This is a genomic window from Brevundimonas sp. LM2, from assembly GCF_002002865.1.
Taxonomy (GTDB): Bacteria; Pseudomonadota; Alphaproteobacteria; order Caulobacterales; family Caulobacteraceae; genus Brevundimonas.
In genome coordinates this window covers 2,735,893-2,754,515 of the sequence record NZ_CP019508.1, presented here as the reverse complement: position 1 = coordinate 2,754,515, position 18,623 = coordinate 2,735,893, and the positions used below count along the sequence as shown (strand labels likewise).

General features: G+C 69.0%; 18 protein-coding genes. 11 read left to right on the top strand and 7 right to left on the bottom strand.

The features are described 5' to 3' along the window. Positions 1-7: 7 nt before the first annotated feature. The 3 genes from BZG35_RS13655 to BZG35_RS13645 all read right to left on the bottom strand — a co-directional run bounded on the left by BZG35_RS13655 (position 8) and on the right by BZG35_RS13645 (position 2,299). The gene (locus tag BZG35_RS13655; RefSeq protein ID WP_077356301.1) at positions 8-628 is read right to left on the bottom strand and encodes a thioredoxin domain-containing protein; all 621 of its coding nucleotides are present in this window, start codon (positions 626-628) and stop codon (positions 8-10) included. 19 nt (positions 629-647) lie between these two features. Further along, the gene (locus BZG35_RS13650) at positions 648-1,289 is read right to left on the bottom strand and encodes a DsbA family protein (protein WP_077358143.1); all 642 of its coding nucleotides are present in this window, start codon (positions 1,287-1,289) and stop codon (positions 648-650) included. Between the two features lie 698 nt (positions 1,290-1,987). Continuing rightward, on the bottom strand, positions 1,988-2,299 hold the full coding sequence (locus BZG35_RS13645; protein ID WP_077356299.1) for a hypothetical protein: 312 nt from the start codon (positions 2,297-2,299) through the stop codon (positions 1,988-1,990). Positions 2,300-2,719: 420 nt separating this feature from the next. Here BZG35_RS13645 and BZG35_RS13640 point away from each other — a divergent pair, with 420 nt between their 5' ends. Continuing rightward, positions 2,720-3,382 carry a hypothetical protein gene (locus tag BZG35_RS13640; protein WP_077356297.1) on the top strand — a complete coding sequence of 221 codons (663 nt, stop codon included), beginning with the start codon at positions 2,720-2,722 and terminating at the stop codon, positions 3,380-3,382. A gap of 19 nt (positions 3,383-3,401) precedes the next feature. Here BZG35_RS13640 and BZG35_RS13635 read toward each other — a convergent pair whose 3' ends face one another. Continuing rightward, positions 3,402-3,959: a DUF721 domain-containing protein gene (locus BZG35_RS13635; protein WP_077356295.1), complete on the bottom strand. Its 558-nt coding sequence runs from the start codon at positions 3,957-3,959 to the stop codon at positions 3,402-3,404. Positions 3,960-4,160: 201 nt separating this feature from the next. On the opposite strand from BZG35_RS13635, the gene mutY reads away from it, so the two are divergent. From mutY to BZG35_RS13620, 3 genes are read left to right on the top strand one after another with little or no spacing between them, the layout of a single operon-like run. Further along, on the top strand, positions 4,161-5,186 hold the full coding sequence (mutY, locus tag BZG35_RS13630; RefSeq protein WP_077356293.1) for an A/G-specific adenine glycosylase: 1,026 nt from the start codon (positions 4,161-4,163) through the stop codon (positions 5,184-5,186). Positions 5,187-5,217: 31 nt separating this feature from the next. Further along, positions 5,218-5,490: a BrnT family toxin gene (locus BZG35_RS13625; RefSeq protein WP_077356291.1), complete on the top strand. Its 273-nt coding sequence runs from the start codon at positions 5,218-5,220 to the stop codon at positions 5,488-5,490. Then, complete coding sequence (locus BZG35_RS13620) at positions 5,450-5,719, top strand: BrnA antitoxin family protein (RefSeq protein ID WP_077356289.1); 270 nt, start codon at positions 5,450-5,452, stop codon at positions 5,717-5,719. The genes BZG35_RS13625 and BZG35_RS13620 overlap by 41 nt, the downstream gene beginning before the upstream one ends. A gap of 258 nt (positions 5,720-5,977) precedes the next feature. On the opposite strand, the gene BZG35_RS13615 is transcribed toward BZG35_RS13620, so the two are convergent. The 3 genes from BZG35_RS13615 to BZG35_RS13605 all read right to left on the bottom strand — a co-directional run bounded on the left by BZG35_RS13615 (position 5,978) and on the right by BZG35_RS13605 (position 10,523). Continuing rightward, the gene (locus BZG35_RS13615; RefSeq protein ID WP_077356287.1) at positions 5,978-8,125 is read right to left on the bottom strand and encodes an amylo-alpha-1,6-glucosidase; all 2,148 of its coding nucleotides are present in this window, start codon (positions 8,123-8,125) and stop codon (positions 5,978-5,980) included. Positions 8,126-8,203: 78 nt separating this feature from the next. Then, positions 8,204-9,310, bottom strand: coding sequence for a glycosyltransferase family 4 protein (locus BZG35_RS13610; protein WP_077356284.1), 1,107 nt, complete (start codon positions 9,308-9,310; stop codon positions 8,204-8,206). Between the two features lie 133 nt (positions 9,311-9,443). Continuing rightward, positions 9,444-10,523: a site-specific DNA-methyltransferase gene (locus BZG35_RS13605; RefSeq protein WP_150126041.1), complete on the bottom strand. Its 1,080-nt coding sequence runs from the start codon at positions 10,521-10,523 to the stop codon at positions 9,444-9,446. 116 nt (positions 10,524-10,639) lie between these two features. Here BZG35_RS13605 and murC point away from each other — a divergent pair, with 116 nt between their 5' ends. From murC to ftsZ, 7 genes are all read left to right on the top strand, one after another. Beyond that, positions 10,640-12,085 carry a UDP-N-acetylmuramate--L-alanine ligase gene (murC, locus tag BZG35_RS13600; protein ID WP_077356280.1) on the top strand — a complete coding sequence of 482 codons (1,446 nt, stop codon included), beginning with the start codon at positions 10,640-10,642 and terminating at the stop codon, positions 12,083-12,085. Then, entirely contained in the window at positions 12,082-12,528 is a 447-nt protein-coding gene (locus tag BZG35_RS13595; protein WP_216351854.1) for a GFA family protein, read from the top strand. The genes murC and BZG35_RS13595 overlap by 4 nt, the downstream gene beginning before the upstream one ends. Continuing rightward, positions 12,525-13,442 (top strand): UDP-N-acetylmuramate dehydrogenase, encoded by a 918-nt coding sequence (gene murB, locus BZG35_RS13590; protein ID WP_077356276.1) that lies wholly within the window; start codon positions 12,525-12,527, stop codon positions 13,440-13,442. The genes BZG35_RS13595 and murB overlap by 4 nt, the downstream gene beginning before the upstream one ends. Before the next feature lie 20 nt (positions 13,443-13,462). Beyond that, a complete protein-coding gene (locus tag BZG35_RS13585) occupies positions 13,463-14,398 on the top strand; it encodes a D-alanine--D-alanine ligase (protein ID WP_077356274.1) in 936 nt (311 codons plus the stop codon). Beyond that, entirely contained in the window at positions 14,386-15,267 is an 882-nt protein-coding gene (locus tag BZG35_RS13580) for a cell division protein FtsQ/DivIB (protein ID WP_077356271.1), read from the top strand. Before BZG35_RS13585 ends, BZG35_RS13580 begins: the two co-directional genes overlap by 13 nt. 32 nt (positions 15,268-15,299) lie before the next feature. After that, a complete protein-coding gene (gene ftsA, locus BZG35_RS13575) occupies positions 15,300-16,640 on the top strand; it encodes a cell division protein FtsA (RefSeq protein WP_077356269.1) in 1,341 nt (446 codons plus the stop codon). A gap of 211 nt (positions 16,641-16,851) precedes the next feature. Continuing rightward, a complete protein-coding gene (ftsZ, locus tag BZG35_RS13570) occupies positions 16,852-18,414 on the top strand; it encodes a cell division protein FtsZ (protein ID WP_077356267.1) in 1,563 nt (520 codons plus the stop codon). Positions 18,415-18,623: the final 209 nt, after the last annotated feature.

The window sequence follows — 18,623 nt, the reverse complement described above, 5'->3', positions numbered from 1 at the left end:
CCCGTCGTCAGCGGCGGGGCAGGAGCGGGGTGATGGCCGCCGTCAGACCCTCGATCGAGCGATCGGGCGCGGCGCGCCCGTTGACGAAGAAGCTCGGCGTTCCCTCCACGCCGGCGGCGGTGGCGCCCGTCATCGAGGCCCGCAAACCGTTCAGCGTCGCGGGATCGGCCAGGCAGGCGTCGATCTCGGCCTGGGTCTTGCCGCTGGCGGCGACCCCGGACGCCAGCCAGGCCGGCACCGGGCCCCCCGCGAACAGAGCCTCATGGCCGTCGAAGAACGTGCCGATGACGGCATAGAAGCGGTCCGGCGCGGCGCAGCGGGCGATGCCGGCGGCGCGGGCGGCCACGGGGGCCGGACTGGTCGGATAGTCGCGGAACACCAGCCGGACCTGCCCCGTGTCGATGAAGCGCCGCTTCAGCTCCGGATAGACCGTGCGGTGCCAGTCGCCGCAGTGCGAGCAGACCAGGGAGGCGTATTCGATCACCGTCACCGGGGCGTCGGCGCGTCCCATCACCCGATCCCCGGCCGAGACGGCAGGCGGGCCGGCGCTTTCGGCCGGGACCGGAGTTTGGGCCGGGGCCGACAGGGGGGCCAGCAGCAGGCCGATGCTCAGGATCAGGGCGCGCATCGTCGGCTCGGCCTCGGCCTCAGCCCGCGGCCAGGGCCGCGTCGATCGCCTGGGACAGTCCGGCCATCGAGCTGTCGGCCACCTTCTCGCCGTTGACCATGAAGGTCGGGGTGCCGTTGACCCCGGCGTCCAGGGCCGTCTTGATCCGGGCGTCCATGGCCTTGATCGAGTTCTCGTCGGTCACGCAGGCCTGGAACTGCTCCTCGCTCAGGCCGGCCCCGTTGGCGATGCGCAGCAGGACCGCGCGCGGGGCCCCCGTGAACAGCTCCTGCTGGCTGGCCATGATCTCGTGGATGACGGGGAAATACTGGTCCGGTCCGGCGCAGCGGGCGACCAGGAAGCCGGCCACCGCCAGGGGAGCAGGGGCGGTCGGGAACTCGCGGAAGACGTAGCGGACCTGGTTGGTGTCGATGTATTTGGCCTTGAACGCCGGATAGACCTCTTCCTGCCAGGTGGCGCAGTGGCTGCAGGTGACCGAGGCGTATTCGACCACGGTGACCTTGGCCCCCTCGGGCGCGCCCAAGGCCATGTCGCCGTCCGCGGCCGCTCCCCCGCTCGCCCCGGAACACCCCGCCATGGTCAGCATGGCCATCAGGGCCGCGCCGGTCGTGGCCGCGCGGCGGCTCAGCAGGGCGTATTTGGACGAACGATCGGCGCGCATGGCGGCTTCCTTCAAGAACACGGGTCGGATCATCGCGCGATTCCTCGAACCGCACGATGTCCATGGTTGTCGAGAACAGGTGCGGCGAAGTTTTGTCAACCGGCCCGAGCCCCGATCGAGCGGTGGCGGGCGGCGCACAGCGCGGAGCCGCCTAAAGCGGACGCGGCGAACGTCCGCTATGGGTGGGAAGCGGACTCTGCGGGGACATCATCTCCTCCCCGTCGCCGCTTGGCGATGGGGAGGGGGACCGCGAAGCGGTGGAGGGGCTCTTGAGGCAGCACGGAGTCTGGGTTGAAGAACCCCTCCGTCACGGCGCAAGTGCGCCGCGCCACCTCCCCATCGCATCGCGACGGGGAGGAGACCCCGTGATCGTCTCCTATGGGTCGAGATCGGTCATAGCCTTCCGGGCGCACAACGGACCTTTTGGTCCGCCGCCGGGGGTCTCTGCGGACAAGGCTCGCCGGCTGACACCATCATTTCCTATTCAATCTTCGCCGTTAGGCATGGGCGCTCCGCGAAATACCCAAGCAGGCTCTACCGTTCCTGAACACTGGCCCGCGCGTCTCGACGATCTCGCTCAGTGTCGCCGACAGGTGCGGTCTCGCTAGGGGCGGTGAGCGGACAATTTCTCGACGTCGTATGAAGGGTAACCGCCATGAGCCACTGGTCTTGCACTCGCTCTATTGTTGAACCGCCACCTACAAGCTGGAGAAGATGTACAGGGTGATCAGGCCCGCGACTGGCAGCGCCGCCACGACAAGGATCAATACGGCCAAGATAAAGGCGACCCGCCTGTCGAAAAGCCACGTCACCCACGTCGCGATAGGCGCGCCTGCGAAGAACACTCCCCAGCAGGTCATGAACAGCACGATCCCGTCCCGCTCGTCCTGCGTCGCATTCCCCGAAAGCGCATAGGCCAAGAACATCGGTCCCAGCAGCATCAGAGCGAGTAGCGAGACGCCGGTGGCGGCGATAAAGATCGGCAAGCGATGCGCGTGAGGTCGGACCATAACGAATGCTCCAATCGCGCCTCTTTCAAGGCCATTAACGGTCCAGCTGCTACCTCCGCAATTGGTCGGAAGCGGGCCGTCTCGTCTAGCGGCAAACCGACACCCGACCCAGGAACGCGAGGTCTTCGCAGCGAGTGCGACGATGACCCTCAGGCCTTCCGGATCGTCATCAGCCGGCTCACGCGGCGGCGCAAGCCTCGGGGCAATGCCGCCATTGATGGTGGAACTCCGGGACATCGGGGCGGTTAGTGCGACCCTCACGCCCTTCGGCGATCCGTGTTAGGGTAAAACGTCCAGGCGGCAGACGGTACCCCGGGGGTCAGAGATGACGGCGGCAGCACATCCGGCGGGGGTTTCGGAACCTCCTGGGTCGGGGGATTTGTCGAACGGCATCCGGCCGACGCCGTCTTCTTTCCGGCCATGGTCGGGATCATCTGGCTGCTGATGTTGCTGGGCTTCGTGCCGGAGGTCATCCAGCGCGGCCTGTCCGACGCGCCGCCGTACCCGCTCATCATCCACGTCCATGCCGTCGTCTATTTCGGCTGGCTGGTCTTTCTGGCGCTGCAGGTGGGGCTGATCCGGACCCGGCGCGTCGACTGGCATATGCGGATGGGACTGGTCGGCCTCGCCCTGGCCCTGGCCGTCATCTTGGTCGGGCCCGCCGCGGGATTGACGATGCAGATCAACGGCCAGGCCAGACAACCGCCGCAGTTCCTGGCGATCCAGTTCGCCAGCGTGCTCGGCTTCACCGTCATGATCGCCGCCGGCCTGATGCTCCGCCGTCATGCCGCGGCGCACAAGCGGCTGATGCTGATCGGGACGCTCGCCCTGATCGGGGCCGGCTTTGGCCGCGTCATCCGGATGGTGACGGCGGCCCCGCCGCCGTGGACCCTGATCCCGGCGGTCTATCTCGCCGCCGACGTCCTGCTGGTGGCGATGGCGATCCACGATCTGAGGACGCGCGGACGGCTGCACCCGGTCTTCCTGCCGGCCGCCGTCGTGCTGCTTCTGACCCAGCTGTCGGCCGGCCTGCTGCTCCGTTCGCCGGCCTGGATCGACTTCACGACGCGACTGGTGAACTGAAGACGCCGGCGTTCGCCGCTCAGCGCCGTCGCTTCGCCTCATCCGACAGCACCGCCCGGCCCAGCCCGGCCAGGGCGGCTTTCAACGCATCCGGGGCCGTCTCGACCGACCGGGCCAGTTCCGCCTCCGCCGCCGCGTCGAGGGGGTCGATCCGGCGGCGCGCCCCGCGCGTCGAGGCGGCGGGGGTGGGCAGGGGCTTCACCGGGCCCTGGGCGATGCGCAGCTTGTCCACCGCCCCGGCGCCCAGGAACAGGTTCACCCGCGCCAGAATGTCGGCTGACTGATGCTGCACCAGCAGGGCGGCGGGGCCGGCGACGCGCAGCTCCAGGGTGCCGCCCGCGCCGGCCCGGCCCTTGGTCAGCTTCTGCGGCCGGGTGACGCGGGCCAGCTGGTCGCCGACGATCTCGCGCCAGCGCGGCTCCAGCGCCCCGGCCCCGCGTCCGAATTTCTCGTCCAGCTCCTTGATGAAGGGGGCCAGCGAACGGCCGGCCGGAGGTGTCGGCCGCGGCATCGGCCGGGTCCGTCGCCGCGACAGGATCTCGCGGGTCTCAGCGTCGGTGGGGAGGTCGCGCTTCACGGGGGGGAGGATAGCGCAGATGGCGTCCAACTTCACGCTCTCCCTCCCCCTCGGGGGAGGGCAGGTCGCGAAGCGACCGGGTGGGGGCGGCACGGCGACAGGGCACCGCCTGAGTCTGGCTTGCCTGGCCCTCCCCACCCGGTCTCCGCTTCGCTCCGACCACCCTCCCCCGAGGGGGAGGGAGAGGGTAAGGAACGCCCCATGTCTCCCCCTGACACGACAACTCTGCGGCAGACGCTGCTGGACTGGTACGACGCCCATGCCCGCACCCTCCCGTGGCGCGCGGCGCGCGGCGCAGTGAAGCGCACCGACCCCTACCGGGTCTGGCTGTCCGAAGTGATGCTGCAGCAGACGACCGTTCCGCACGCCACCCCTTATTTCGAGCGGTTCATCGCCCGCTGGCCGACCGTCAACGACCTGGCGGCGGTGGAGGATGGAGATCTGATGGCCGCGTGGGCGGGGCTCGGCTACTACGCCCGGGCCCGTAACCTTAAGGCCTGCGCCCGGGCGGTGGCCGGGGATCACGGCGGAGTCTTTCCGGACACGGAGGCGGGGCTGCTGGCCCTGCCCGGCGTGGGGGCCTATACGGCCGCCGCCGTCGCCGCCATCGCCTTCGACCGGCCCGCCAATGTGGTCGACGGCAATGTCGAGCGGGTGGTCTCGCGCCTGTTCGCGGTCCAGACCCCGCTGCCCGCCGCCCGGCCGGAGCTGAAGCGGCTGGCGGGCACCCTGGTCGCCGACGACCGGCCGGGAGATTGGGCCCAGGCCCTGATGGACCTCGGTTCCACCGTCTGCCGCCCGAAATCGCCCCTGTGCCTGATGTGCCCCGTCAGCGGCTTCTGCGCCGCGCGGGCCGAAGGCCAGCCGGACCTCTATCCGATCAAGGCGGCCAAGGCGGCCCGGCCGCATCGGCAGGGCATCGCCTGGGTGCTGCGGGACGGGCTGGGCCGTGTCGCCCTGGTCCGCCGTCCGGACAAGGGCCTGCTGGGCGGAATGGTCGGCCTGCCGACCGGCGACTGGCGCGAAGGCGAGCCGGACGCCACGCCGCCGGTCGCCGCCGATTGGGTCGACGCCGGGGCCGTCGAGCATGTGTTCACGCACTTCTCGCTGACGTTGGGGGTCCGGGTCGCCCAGGGCAGCGGCGACTTCCTCTGGACGTCCGAGGCCGAGGCGCTGAGTGCTCTGCCGACCGTGTTCGCCAAGGCGCTCATCCGGGCCTGTGGTTGAACGCAGGAACTTTTTGTAGTAACAGATCGGCGTGCGCATCACGTTCGATCCGGCCAAGCGTGATCGCACGCTCGCAGAGCGAGGACTGGACTTCACCCTGGCCGCCGAGGTGTTCGCCGCCCCGTTCTACACGGAGCAGGACAGTCGACAGGACTACGGCGAAACGCGTTGGATCAGCGCGGGTTGGCTACGCGGACGGATGGTGATGGTGGTCTGGACCGAGCGCGGCGACGCGGTGCACGTGATCTCCATGAGGAAGGCCAATGCCAGAGAGCAGAGACGATACGCAAAGTACCTGGGTTGATCCGGACGACGCGCCCGAACTCGACGACGCCTGGTTCGAGCGCGCGGAGCTCAGGATCGGCGATACCGTGGTTCGACCCGGTCGCGCCAAGGCGGGCGCAACCAAGGTGTCGACCACGGTGCGGTTCGACGCCGACATCATCGAAGCCTTCCGCGCGGACGGACCTGGCTGGCAGACGCGGATGAACCTTGCGCTGCGTCACTGGCTTGCAGCCCGAAAGGCCGCCTGACCGCATCGCGTGTCCCCGCTTCCGCCGGAGTCCCCAGGCATTGCCGCCACCTCTGGCCACAAGCAAGGCGGATGGAAGGAATCTATTCCTCACTTGGCCTTGCGATGGCGAGCGCCGCTCTCCACCTGATCGGGCGGGTCTTTGACATTGCTGCAGACCTCCCCCGCACGCGGCGATCGCGCAAACAGGTCGGACGGGTCGGTCGGGTCGGACGGTGTTTTTCAGACCGGGTCCGCCTATCCCTCCGTCCCCACGCCGTCAGCGCGTCGTGACGATCCTCAGGTCGCCGACCCGGTTTCGGGGCATGACCACGACTTGGTCGCCCAGCCGCTGGAAGGCCAGGTCGACGCTGGCCTCGCCGACCTGCAGGCGGCTGACGGTCAGGCGTTCGATGCCGTCGGGCAGGGTCGGGGCGTGGATGGTGATCGTCCGCGTCAGGGCGTCGATCGACAGGCCCAGCGCGGCCTGAAGCATCAGGAACACCGAGCCGGCGGCCCAGGCCTGGGGCAGGCAGGCGACCGGATAGGCGATGGGGCCTTCGCCGGCCTGGCGCTCGAAGCCGCAGAACAGTTCCGGCAGGCGCATGTTGAAATGGCTGGCGGCGGCATAGATCTCGCCCAGGATCATGGCGACGGCGTCGCGCTCTCCATAGTGGGCCATGCCCGCCACCCCCAGGGAGGTGTCGTGCGGCCAGACCGAGCCGTTGTGGTAGCTCATCGGGTTGAACCGCGGCTGGTCCCGCGCCAGGGTCCGGATGCCCCATCCGGAGCGGAACTCGGCCCCCAGCAGCCGCCGCGACACGGCCTCGGCGCGGGCGGCGGTCGGCAGGCCGGTGAACAGCAGGTGGCCGGCGTTGGAGCCAATGGCCTCGCAGGGGTTGCCGTCGCCGTCGAGGGCGATAGCGTAGAACTGTTCGTCCTCCATCCAGAACCGTTCCTCGACAAGCTGGCGGACCTCCTCGGCCCGCCTGTGCCAGGCCTTGGCCCGGCCGTCGGTCAGGATTTCGCCCAGTTCGGACATCGCGTGCCAGGCGGCATAGGCATAGCCCTGGACCTCCAGCAGGGCGATCGGCCCCTTGGGGAACCGCCCGTCGGCGTGGAAGATGGAGTCCTCGGAATCCTTCCAGCCCTGGTTCGACAGGCCGGTCTCGGCGGCGCGCGCATAGTCGATCAGACCGTCGCCGTTGGAGTCGCCGTAGTCGCGCATCCATTCGGTCGCGGCGACCAGATTGGGCCACAGCTGACGGATCAGGTCCAGATCGCCGGTCCGGCGCGCATAGGCCCCGGCCAGGGCCACGAACAGGCAGGTGGTGTCGACCCCGCCGTAGTACAGGCCGAACGGGACCTCGCGCAGGGCGCTCATCTCGCCCCCCCGGGTCTCGTGCATGATCTTGCCGGGCTGCGAGTCCTGGAAGGCCGAGGTCTCGGTGGCCTGTCGCGCCGCCAGATAGGTCAGGACGCCCTTGGCCAGGGACGGGTCCAGCCACAGCATCTGCCAGGCGCTGATGATCCCGTCCCGCCCGAACGGGGTCGAGAACCAGGGCGTGCCGGCATAGGGATAGGGGCCGGTCGGCAGGTCGGTGGTCAGCAGCGCGATGTCGGCGCGCGACTGGTCCAGCCAGGCGTTGAAGCGCGGGCTGCGCGGACCCCGCAGCGAGGCCCCCCGGCGACGGCGGCGGCGCATCGCCAGGCGCGCGGCCACGGCGTTCTGTCGCCAGCGCGCGGCCTCGGGCGTCGAACAGGCCTCGGCCCCGCACTCGATATAGAGCTCGAGCCGCTTGCCCATCGGCAGGCTGAACATGAACTCGGCGCGATTGGCGGTCAGGCGGGCAGGGGGCTCGGAAAAGGCCAGGCAGCTGGTGCGGACCACGTCGTCCAGGCCAGTGTAGCGGAAGGTGACCCGGCGGCCGTCGTGGGTCGGGGCCTCGCCCGTCCCGCGCTTCTCGCGCAGCGTGCCGCGCACCTGGAAAATGTCGGCGAAATCGGCCCCGAAGTCGAAGGCTAGCGGCAGCAGGACGTCTTCGATGCCGTGGTTGACCATGCAGACCCGCTCGAACATCCGGCGATCCCAGATGAAGCGCCGACGCTCGATGTGCAGCACGCCGGCGGGGGCCGAGCGCCCGCCCATCGGGGGCAGGGGACGGTTGGTCGTGTGGGCGGTGAAGAAGACGTTGTCGCGCGACACCCCGGAGCTCAGCCGCGACGGCCGGGCCAGGCCGACGGTCATGGTGAAGCGCGACAGGATTCGGGTGTCGTGGTCGAACAGCCCGTCCGCCCCGCCCTTCAGGTCGCCCCAGCTGTCGGCCACCAGAAAGGTGTCGCCGTCCTTCAGCGCCTGGAGGTTGTCCAGGCCGCCGACCTCGGCGCTCTCCGCCGCGGTTGTCTGCACAGAATAGCCGTCGTCCATGAAGCCTCGCTTCCCACCGTTCGCGAGCGCCGTCTAGCGATCGAATGCGAAGGGAAAATGGCCCTCGCGTCGTTTCCTTCAGGCGAGGGCGGCGAAGGTCCGGTCTTCGCGGAGCGGCACGACGACGTCGTCGAGCACCGTCTCGGCATAGGGCCGGTGGGCCAGCAGGTCGCCGTAGACGTCCAGATAGCGGCGCGCCATGGCCGTGGCCGAGAAGCGCAGCTCGAAGCGGGCGCGGATCGCCTCGCGGTCCAGCAGGCCGACGCGGTCGGCGGCGGCGATAGCCTGTTCCATGGTGTCGACCAGGAAGCCGGTGGCCCCGTCCTCGATCACCTCGGTGGTCGAGCCGCATCTGAAGGCGACGACCGGCGTGCCGCAGGCCATGGCCTCGATCATCACCAGGCCGAAGGGCTCGGGCCAGTCGATCGGGAACAGCAGGGCCTCGGCTCCGCCCAGGAAGGCGGACTTCTGATGGTCGCCGATCTCGCCGATGAACTCGATGAGCGGGTTGCCCTCGATCATCGGCTTGATCTTGGTCTCGAAATAGACCCGGTCGGCGGCGTCGACCTTGGCCGCCATCTTCAGCTGCTTGCCCAGTTTGGTGGCGATCTCGATGGCGCGGTCGGGCCGTTTCTCGGGCGAGATGCGGCCGAGGAAGGCTAGATAGCCTTCGGATTTCGGCGCGAACTTGTACTGTTCGGCGGGCATGCCGTGGTGGACCGTCGCCTTCCAGTTGGCGAAGGCCAGCGGGCGGCGCTGGTCGTCGGAGATCGAAACCAGGCCGAACTGGGGCCAGCGCTCATAGACCTCCGGCAGATCCTTCATGTCGAGGCGGCCGTGCAGGGTCGTGATCGTCTTGTCCGACATCCGCTCGAAGAACGGGAAGTGGATCATGTCGGTGTGGAAATGGATCACGTCGAAATCGTCGGCGCGGCGCAGGACCTCGGACAGCATCGACATGTGGGCGGCGAGGTCGGACTTGAACGGCGCGGGATCCAGCCGGATCGCCTGATCGCGGACCGGCACCAGCCGGGCCTTGGTCCGCGCCTCGGCCGAGGCGAACAGGGTGACGTCGTGGCCGAGCTCGACCAGGGCGTCGGTCAGGTGGGCGACGACGCGCTCGGTTCCGCCATAAAGCTTCGGCGGCACAGCTTCATACAGAGGCGTAACCTGAGCGATCTTCATGACGGTGTTCCCTCGCCCTCAACGGAAGGGGCGCAGGATCACAACCTTCGCCGTGGCGAATGGTTCCGCTTTGAAAGATCGATTTCTGGCTGTGTTTTCGGACGCTTACGTGCGCTGAACTGTACGCTGGCGCTCACTGCATGCCCGCGCGGACCTCCGCCCGCAAGGCATCGATCGACCGCAGGCCCGTGTCGCTGCGGAAACGCCAATAGGTCCAGCCGTTGCAGGCCGGGGCGTTCTCGAACAGGGCCCCCAGCTTGTGGATCGAGCCGCTGAGCGAACCGGAAACCAGCGACCCGTCGGCCCGGACGCGCGCCTCGCGCTCGCCCTTGGGGCAGTACAGGACGTCGCCGGGCGACAGCAGGCCGGCCTCGACCAGGGCTCCGAACGGCACCTTGACCTCGGCGCGCTTGGATCCGGTGACCACCACGTCCTCGGGGCGTGCGGCGATGACGGCCTTGATCCGGGTGGCGGCGACCTTGGCGTATTCGGGATCGCGCTCGATGCCGATGTAGTGACGCCCCAGACGCTTGGCGGCGGCGCCGGTCGTGCCGGTGCCGAAGAAGGGGTCCAGGATCACGTCGCCGGGACGGGTGGCGGCCAGGATGACCCGGTGCAGCAGGGCCTCGGGCTTCTGGGTCGGATGGGCCTTCTTGCCGTCCTCGCCCTTGATCCGCTCCTCGCCGGTGCACAGGGCGAAGGTCCAGTCCGAGCGCATCTGGGTGTCTTCGTTGAAGGCCTTCAGCGCGTCGTAGTTGAAGGTGTAGCGCTTCTGCTCGCGTGACTTGGCGGCCCAGATCAGGGTCTCGTGGGCATTGGTGAACCGGGTGCCCTTGAAGTTCGGCATCGGATTGGTCTTGCGCCAGACGATGTCGTTCAGGATCCAGTAGCCGATGTCCTGGATCGCCGTGCCGAGGCGGAAGATGTTGTGATAGCTGCCGATCACCCACAGCGAGCCCTCGTCCTTCAGCACGCGTCGGCATTGCTTCAGCCAGTCGCGGCAGAAGGCATCATAGGCGGCGAAGCTGTCGAACTTGTCCCAGTCGTCGTCGACGGCATCGACCTTGGAGTTGTCGGGCCGCAGCAGGTCGCCGCCCAGCTGCAGGTTATAGGGCGGATCGGCGAAGACCATGTCGACCGACTTGTCCGGCAGACCGCGCAGGATCTCGAGGCAGTCGCCCAGATGGATGATGTCGGTCTTCAGATCGGTCACGAACGCGGCCCCGCACAGCTTGAAGGCTGAACCGTGAATCATTGCGGTTAAGGGGCCGTAACCATGCCGATAAAGAGCGGGGTGCATTCCGATTTGACCCTCGCTATGACGCTGGGATGATCGCTCGCCTTCGCCCCGTTCCGTTCGACCTCGGTCCCGTCCACTTCGTCGGCATAGGCGGCATCGGCATGAGCGGCATCGCCGAGATCATGCTCAAGATCGGCTATTCGGTGCAGGGATCCGACGCCAAGTCGTCGGCCAATACCGAGCGGCTGATCGGCCTGGGGGCCAAGATCTTTATCGGCCACGACGCCGCCCACGTCAGCGAGGGCGTGTCGGCGGTGGTCTATTCGACGGCGGTCAAGCCGACCAATCCCGAGATGATGATCGCTCGCGAGCGGCGCATTCCGCTGGTCCGGCGGGCCGAGATGCTGGCCGAGCTGATGCGGCTGCAGTTCTCGATCGCGGTCGGGGGCACCCATGGCAAGACCACCACGACCTCGATGGTCGCGGCCCTGCTGGACGCGGCCGGGTTCGATCCGACCGTGGTCAACGGCGGGATCATCAATGCCTACGGGACCAACGCCAAGGTCGGGGACGGCGACTGGATCGTGGTCGAGGCGGACGAATCCGACGGCAGCTTCCTGCGGCTGAAGTCCACGGTCGCCATCGTGACCAATATCGATCCCGAGCATCTGGACCACTACGGCGACTTCGACGCGGTGCGGAAGGCGTTCTGCGACTTCGTCGAAAACATCCCCTTCTACGGCTTCGCCGCCGTCTGCCTCGACCATCCGGAGGTCCAGAAGCTGGTCGCGCAGATCGATAACCGCCGCATCGTCACCTATGGCATGAACCCCCAGGCGATGGTCCGGGCCGACAACTGCGAGATGAGCCCGGACGGGTGCCGTTTCGACGTGCTGATCCAGGGACGGGGCCTGGCCGCGCTCGACGAGCCGGTGCGGATCAAGGATCTGCACCTGCCGATGGCCGGCTGGCACAATGTGGCCAACGCCCTGGCCGCCATCGCCGTGGCGCGCGAGCTGGATGTGTCCGACGAGGCGATCCGCAGCGGCCTGGCCGCCTTCGCCGGGGTCAAGCGGCGGTTCACGACCACGGGCGTGGTCCGGGGCGTGCGGATCGTCGACGACTATGGCCACCACCCGGTCGAGATCGCCGCCGTGCTGAAGGCCGCCCGCCAGGTGGCGCATACGGCCGAGGGCGGGGGCCGGGTCATCGCCGTGGTCCAGCCGCACCGGTTCACCCGCCTGCGCGACCTGATGGACGAGTTCTCGACCAGTTTCTCGGACGCCGACAGCGTCTTCGTCGCCGACGTCTATGCGGCGGGCGAGGCTCCGATCGAGGGCGTGGACAAACAGGCCTTGGTCGACGGCATCCGCCGCTACGGCCATCTGCGGGTGTCGCCGCTGGAGAATGCGGCGGTCCTGCCGCGCGTGATCGCGGAGGAGGCGAAAGCGGGCGACGTGGTCGTGCTGCTGGGGGCGGGGGACATCACCGCCTGGGCTTATGCCTTGCCGGCGCAGCTGGAGGCGTTGGGGTGACCCCGCTGACGGGCGGCTGCCAGTGCGGCGCGGTGCGCTATTCCTTGTCGGCCGCGCCCTACACGGAATTTTGCCATTGCCGAATGTGCCGGCGGGCGACTGGCGGCGTGTTCGCAGCGCTGTCCGGGGTCCGCAAGGATCAGATCACTTGGACCCGGGGAGAACCGACCTATTTTCGCAGCTCGACGCTGTCGAAACGCGGCTTCTGCCCCTCCTGCGGAACGCCCCTGACCTTCGACTATGATCACAAGGAGACGATCGAGGTCACGACCGGCAGTCTGGACGATCCGGAGCAGGCCCCTGTCCAGTCGCACTTCGGCGTGGAATCCAAACTGTCCTGGCTTCGGCTCGGCGATGGCCTGCCTGAAAAGCGGACCGGTGAGAGCCCCGAGTCGCCCGTCAACCGTCCTGACTTTGAACCGCGGCAGGATCCTGATCGATGAACCGGGCCTGGTGTGACACCCTTCCATCCGTGCGCGGCAAGCTGCTGCGCAACGAACCGCTGGCCCCCTTCACCTGGTTCCGTGTGGGCGGGGCTGCGGACGTGCTGTTCATTCCCGCCGACGCCGACGACCTCGCCGACTTCCTGAAGACGCTGGACCCGGCCGTGCCGGTGACGGTGCTGGGGGTCGGCTCCAACGTCATCGTCCGCGACGGCGGGGTCGAAGGCGTTGTGATCCGGCTGGCGGGGCGGGCCTTCGCCGGGATTACGAGCGAGGGGCAGACGATCACGGCCGGCACCGGCGCGCTGGACGCCATGGTGGCCCGGGCCTCGGCCAAGGCCGGACTGGCGGGGCTGGAGTTCTATGCGGGTATCCCCGGCACCATCGGCGGGGCCCTGACCATGAACGCCGGGTGCTATGGGGCGGAGACGAAGGACGTCCTGGTCTCGGCCTGGGGGCTGACGCGGGCGGGCGAGCGGGTCGACTATGCTCTGGCCGACTTCGGCTACACCTATCGCCATTCCGAAGCCCCGGCCGACATCCTGTGGATCGAGGCCACCTATCGCGGCACGCCCGATGCGCCCGAAGCCGTCGCGGCCCGCATCGCCGAGATCACCGCGCGGCGAGAGACGACCCAGCCGATCCGCGAGAAGACCGGCGGCTCGACCTTCAAGAACCCGCCCGGCCATTCGTCATGGAAACTGGTCGACGAGGCGGGCTGGCGTGGGCGGCTGCACGCGGTCACCGGCGGCGGGGCGATGTTCTCCGACCTGCATTCCAATTTCATGATCAATCCGGGCGAGGCGACCGCCGCCGATATCGAGGATCTGGGCGAAACCGTCCGCGCCGAGGTACAAAGTAAACTCGGCGTAAACCTTGATTGGGAGATCAAGAGGATCGGCCGCCCCCTGTAGTCCACCGCCCCGAAGGCATCATGTCCCGACCCCTGTCAGAACTGCACGTCGCCGTCCTGATGGGCGGGCTGTCCTCCGAGCGCGAGGTGTCCCTGTCGTCCGGGCGGGAGTGCGCGAAGGCGCTGGACGGGCAGGTGGCCCGGGTCACCGCCATCGACGCCGGACGCGACCTGGCCCAGGTTCTGGCGGAGTTGAGGCCCGATGTCGTGCTGAACGCCCTGCACGGCGAATGGGGCGAGGACGGCTGCGTCCAGGGCATCCTGGAGACCCTGCAGATTCCCTATACCCACTCCGGCGTCCTGACCTCGGCCCTGACCATGGACAAGGACAAGACCAAGGCCGTCCTGAACGCCGCGGGCGTCGCGGTGCCGGGCGGAGGACTGTTCGACCGGCGCGCGGTCTCGGCAGGCCACGTGATCCCGCCGCCCTATGTGATCAAGCCGAACGCCGAGGGCTCTTCGGTCGGGGTCTATCTGGTGCGCGAGGGCGAGGCGCCGCGGCCGGAGCCGGGGTCTGAGGCCTGGACCTACGGCGAGCAGGTGATGGTCGAGCCCTATATCGCCGGCAAGGAACTTTGCGTCACCGTGCTGGGCGAGCCGACGGGGCCGCGCGCCCTGACCGTCACCGACATCACCCCGGTCAAGGGCTTCTACGACTACGAAGCCAAATACGCGCCGGGCGGATCCGTCCACAAGTTACCGGCCGACCTGCCGGCCCCCGTTTTCGAGGCGGCGCTGCGGGAATCCGAGCGGGCGCACACTGCCCTGGGGTGCCGGGGGGTGTCGCGATCGGACTTTCGTTATGACGATGTTAAGGACGTTCTCGTCTTGCTGGAGGTGAATACGCAACCCGGCATGACGCCGACCTCGCTCGTCCCCGAGCAGGCCGCCTACGTCGGGATGTCGTACCGGGATCTGGTCCGGTGGATGGTGGAGGACGCCTCATGCCCGCGGTAGTTCGCGGCGGTCGGCGCGCGAATGTCGCGTCGGCTCCCAAACGCAACGCGGGTCCCAAGGGGCAGGGGCGGGGCCGCGCCCCCGCGCGCAATGTCGGCGGCGTGCCGGGCAAGGTCGCGGCCCTGGGCCGTCTGGACCTGACGCCGCGCGCCGTGGTGATCTCGATCTGCGCCGGCGTCGCGGTGCTGGCCCTGGTGCTGGCCACCGGGGCACGGGCCGAGCGGATCGGCCAGTCGTTCGGCCGGGGCATGGACGGCCTGACCACCGCCATGGGGCTGACCCTCGACCGCGTGCACATCAGCGGGGCCTCGGCCGAGGCGACGCCGGCAATCCAGCGGGCGCTGGCGGTCCAGGCGGGCCAGCCGATCACATCGCTGGATCTCGACGCGCTGCGGGCCAATGTCGAACAGGTCGGCTGGGTCAAGTCGGCGCGGGTCGTCCGTCTGCTGCCCGATACCCTGATCGTCGACGTGGTCGAGCATGACCGCCTGGCCGTGTGGCAGACGAAGGGACAGGTCTTCGTCATCGACGGCGACGGCAAGGCGATCCCCGGGGCGGACGCGGGCCGTTATCCCGGCCTGCCTCTGGTCGTGGGCGCGGGGGCCGATACGGCGGCGGCGGCCATCCTGCCGCTGCTGGCCGAGCGGCCGCGCCTGATGAGCCGGATCGACGCCCTGGTGCGCGTCGACGAGCGACGCTGGGACCTGCGGCTGAAGGACGGCAGCCTGATCCAGCTGCCGGCGACCCAGCAGGAAGCCGCCCTGATCCAGCTGGACGCGCTGGACCAGCGCAAGCGGCTGCTGGAACTGGGTTTCACGCGCATCGACCTGCGCACGGAGGGCCAGGTCGCGGTGCGGCCCGGCACCTGACACGACAGTCTGAGTAGGGAAGCGGCGAGCGTATGGCGATCAAGAAGGGGGACACCTCCACGGACACCGGGCGGGGCGAGGCCGGACGCGCGGCGACGCGCGCGCCGGTCGTGGCCGCCCTGGACCTGGGCCAGTCGAAGGTCGCCTGTTTCATCATGAAGCCGGACGGCGTGCGACACGCCGACCGCACCATTCGCGTGGCCGGGGCCAGCCACGTCCAGTCCAAGGGCATCCGCGGCGGCTCCATCGTCAATATGGACGAGGCGGCCCAGGCCATCGGCCATGCGGTCGAGCGCGCCGAGCGCACGGCGGGGGCCCCCGTGTCCGGCGTCATCGTCACCACCGCCATCGGCCAGATGGCCAGCCACCGGGTCCAGGCCCGGGTCTCACTGGGAGCCAATCCCGTCGGCGACGCCGACCTGGCCCGCGCCATCGGCATGGCCCTGGCCCAGATCCGGCTGCCGAACCGGCGACCCATCCATGTCCTGCCCATCGCCTGGTCGGTGGATGGGGCCAAGGGCGTGCACGATCCGCGCTCCATGCGGGGTGGGTCGCTGGGCCTGGACCTGCTGGTCGTGTCGATGTCCGAGGGGGCGTTCGGTTCGTTGAGCCACTGTCTGGAGCTGGCGCACCTGGACCTGCAGGGCGTGGCGGCGGCCCCGGTGGTGTCGTCCCTGGCGGCGCTGGAAGAAGACGAGATGGACCTGGGCTGCGTCTGTATCGACATGGGCGGGGGCTCGACCAGCGCCGCCGTGTGGGGCGGGCGGTCGTTGCTGCATATCGAGTCGCTGAACGTCGGCGGCGACCACGTCACGGCCGACATCGCGCGCGGCCTGTCGACGTCCAAGATCGGGGCCGAGCGGCTGAAGACCCTGCACGGCTCGGCCATGGCCGGGGCCCATGAGGACCGCGAGATGCTGGAGGCCCCGCCGCGCGGCGAGGACGCCTCGGCCGGGCCCGTGATCGTCCCCCGCGCCATGTTGAAGACCGTCATCGCCCCCCGGGTCGAGGAGACGCTGGAACTGCTGCGCGATCGACTGCGGGCCGCCGGCGTTGGGCTGGAGCCGGGCACCGGCCTGGTCCTGACGGGCGGGGCCAGCCAGCTGAACGGCGTGCGCGAACTGGCCGTGCGCGTGTTCGACCGGCCGGTGCGCCTGGGCCGGCCGCAGCGCGCCCCCCACCTGGCCGACGCGGCTTCGGGACCCGCCTTCTGCTCGGCGGCCGGGGTCCTACTGCGCGCGGCCTATGGCCCCCGAGAGGCGGTCTCGGCCAGGAAGCTGATGTCGCGGCAGGTGACGGCGGCGGATGCGCCGAAGGTGCATCAGGGCAATCTGATCGGCCGGGCGGCCGGATGGTTGAGGGACAACCTCTAACCGCTCGCGGATCCGCGCTCCGTCCTCGCCCCACTAAGTATTTCTGCGGCTACGCTGTCGGAAAGCGGTTGGCTGCGTTCCGACTCACGCTATCCGGTAACCTTCTCTTAAGAGCGTTGGGTGATCCTTAACGCGCTCATAACCAATGCGGATCTGCGGGGACTTCGCGCTGGAGACTTAAGAGCAGGGTCGGAAGAAGGTCGGAAATTACATGTCTCTCTCGCTTGTGCGGCCCTCGGCCACGGAACTGAAGCCCCGGATCGTCGTGTTCGGCGTCGGAGGCGCGGGCGGCAACGCGGTTAACAACATGATCGACGCCGGCCTCGAAGGGGTCGAGTTCGTCGTCGCCAACACCGACGCCCAGCACCTGTCGTTCGCCAAGACCGACCGCCGCATCCAGCTGGGCGAGACGATCACCCAGGGCCTGGGCGCCGGAGCCCACCCCGAGGTCGGCATGAACGCCGCCGAGGAGAGCGCCGACGAGATCCATGCGCACCTGGAAGGCGCGCACATGGTCTTCATCACCGCAGGCATGGGTGGCGGCACCGGCACCGGCGCCGCGCCGATCATCGCCAAATGCGCGCGCGATCGCGGCATCCTGACCGTCGGCGTCGTGACCAAGCCCTTCACCTTCGAGGGCCGTCACCGCATGCGCCTGGCCGATGCGGGCATCGCCGAGCTGCAGCGCTACGTCGACACCCTGATCGTCATCCCGAACCAGAACCTGTTCCGCGTCGCCAACGAGCGCACCACCTTCGCCGACGCCTTCGGCATGGCCGACCAGGTCCTGCACTCGGGCGTCCGCTCGATCACCGACCTGATGATCCTGCCAGGCCTGATCAACCTCGACTTCGCCGACGTCCGCGCCGTCATGTCCGAGATGGGCAAGGCGATGATGGGCACGGGCGAGGCCTCGGGCGACGACCGCGCCCTGCTGGCGGCCCAGAACGCCATCGCCAACCCCCTGCTGGACGAGACCAGCCTGAAGGGCGCCAAGGCCGTGCTGGTCAACATCACCGGCGGTCTGGACATGACCCTGCTGGAAGTCGACGAGGCGGCCAACGCCATCTCGGCCGAGGTCGACGGCGACGCCAACATCATCTTCGGGGCCGCCTTCGACCCCGCCCTGGACGGCAAGATCCGCGTCTCGGTCGTGGCCACCGGCATGGACGAGGTCGGGGCCGCCCGCATCGAGCCGGTCGCCCCCGCCCAGTCCCCGCTGCACGACCCGCGCCGGAACGCGCCCCCCGCGCCGGCGTCGCGCGCGCCCGAGCCCACCTATCGCGAGACCGTTTCGCGCGAAGCCCCCCGCGCGGAGGCCTATCGCGCGCCCGAGCCCGCCCCGGTGGTGCCGAGCTTCCAGACGCCGACCTATCAGGCCGCCGCCACACAGCCGGTCGCTCGGGCCCCGGAACCCGTCATTCACGTGGCCGAAGAGCGGACCCTGGCTCCGATCATCGATCCCTGGGTCGAGGAGTTCGAAGCCGCGCCGGCGCGTCCCGTCGCCCAGGACCAGGGCGACCTCTATATGGACGCCGCTCCCCAGGCCCCCCGCGAATACGACGAGCCGGCCTATGACGACCGCGACCATCGCAAGTCGGGCTGGAGCCTGTTCGGCAAGAAGCCACGCGCCCAGACCGCCTACGCCCCGGTCCAGCCGACCACGACGCGCGGCCAGCCCCAGATGCGCGCCACGGCCCAGCCGGCGCCCGAAGCCAACGCGGCGGAGGATGATCTGGAAATCCCTTCGTTTCTTCGCCGGCTGGCGAACTAAGCCTAGGCAGTAGGCAGTCGGTAGTAGACAGGGGGCGGCCTTCAAGGTCGCCCCTTTTTCGTGGTGCCATGACGCCTGGGCCCGCACTGCCTGCCTACTGCCTACTGCCTACTGCCTTTGCCTCCGCGACCGAAACAATCCGAAACCCGACTTTGGTTTATGGTTTCCGAAGGGTTCGCTAGGACGGCATCGTCCCGGCCTGCGCGATC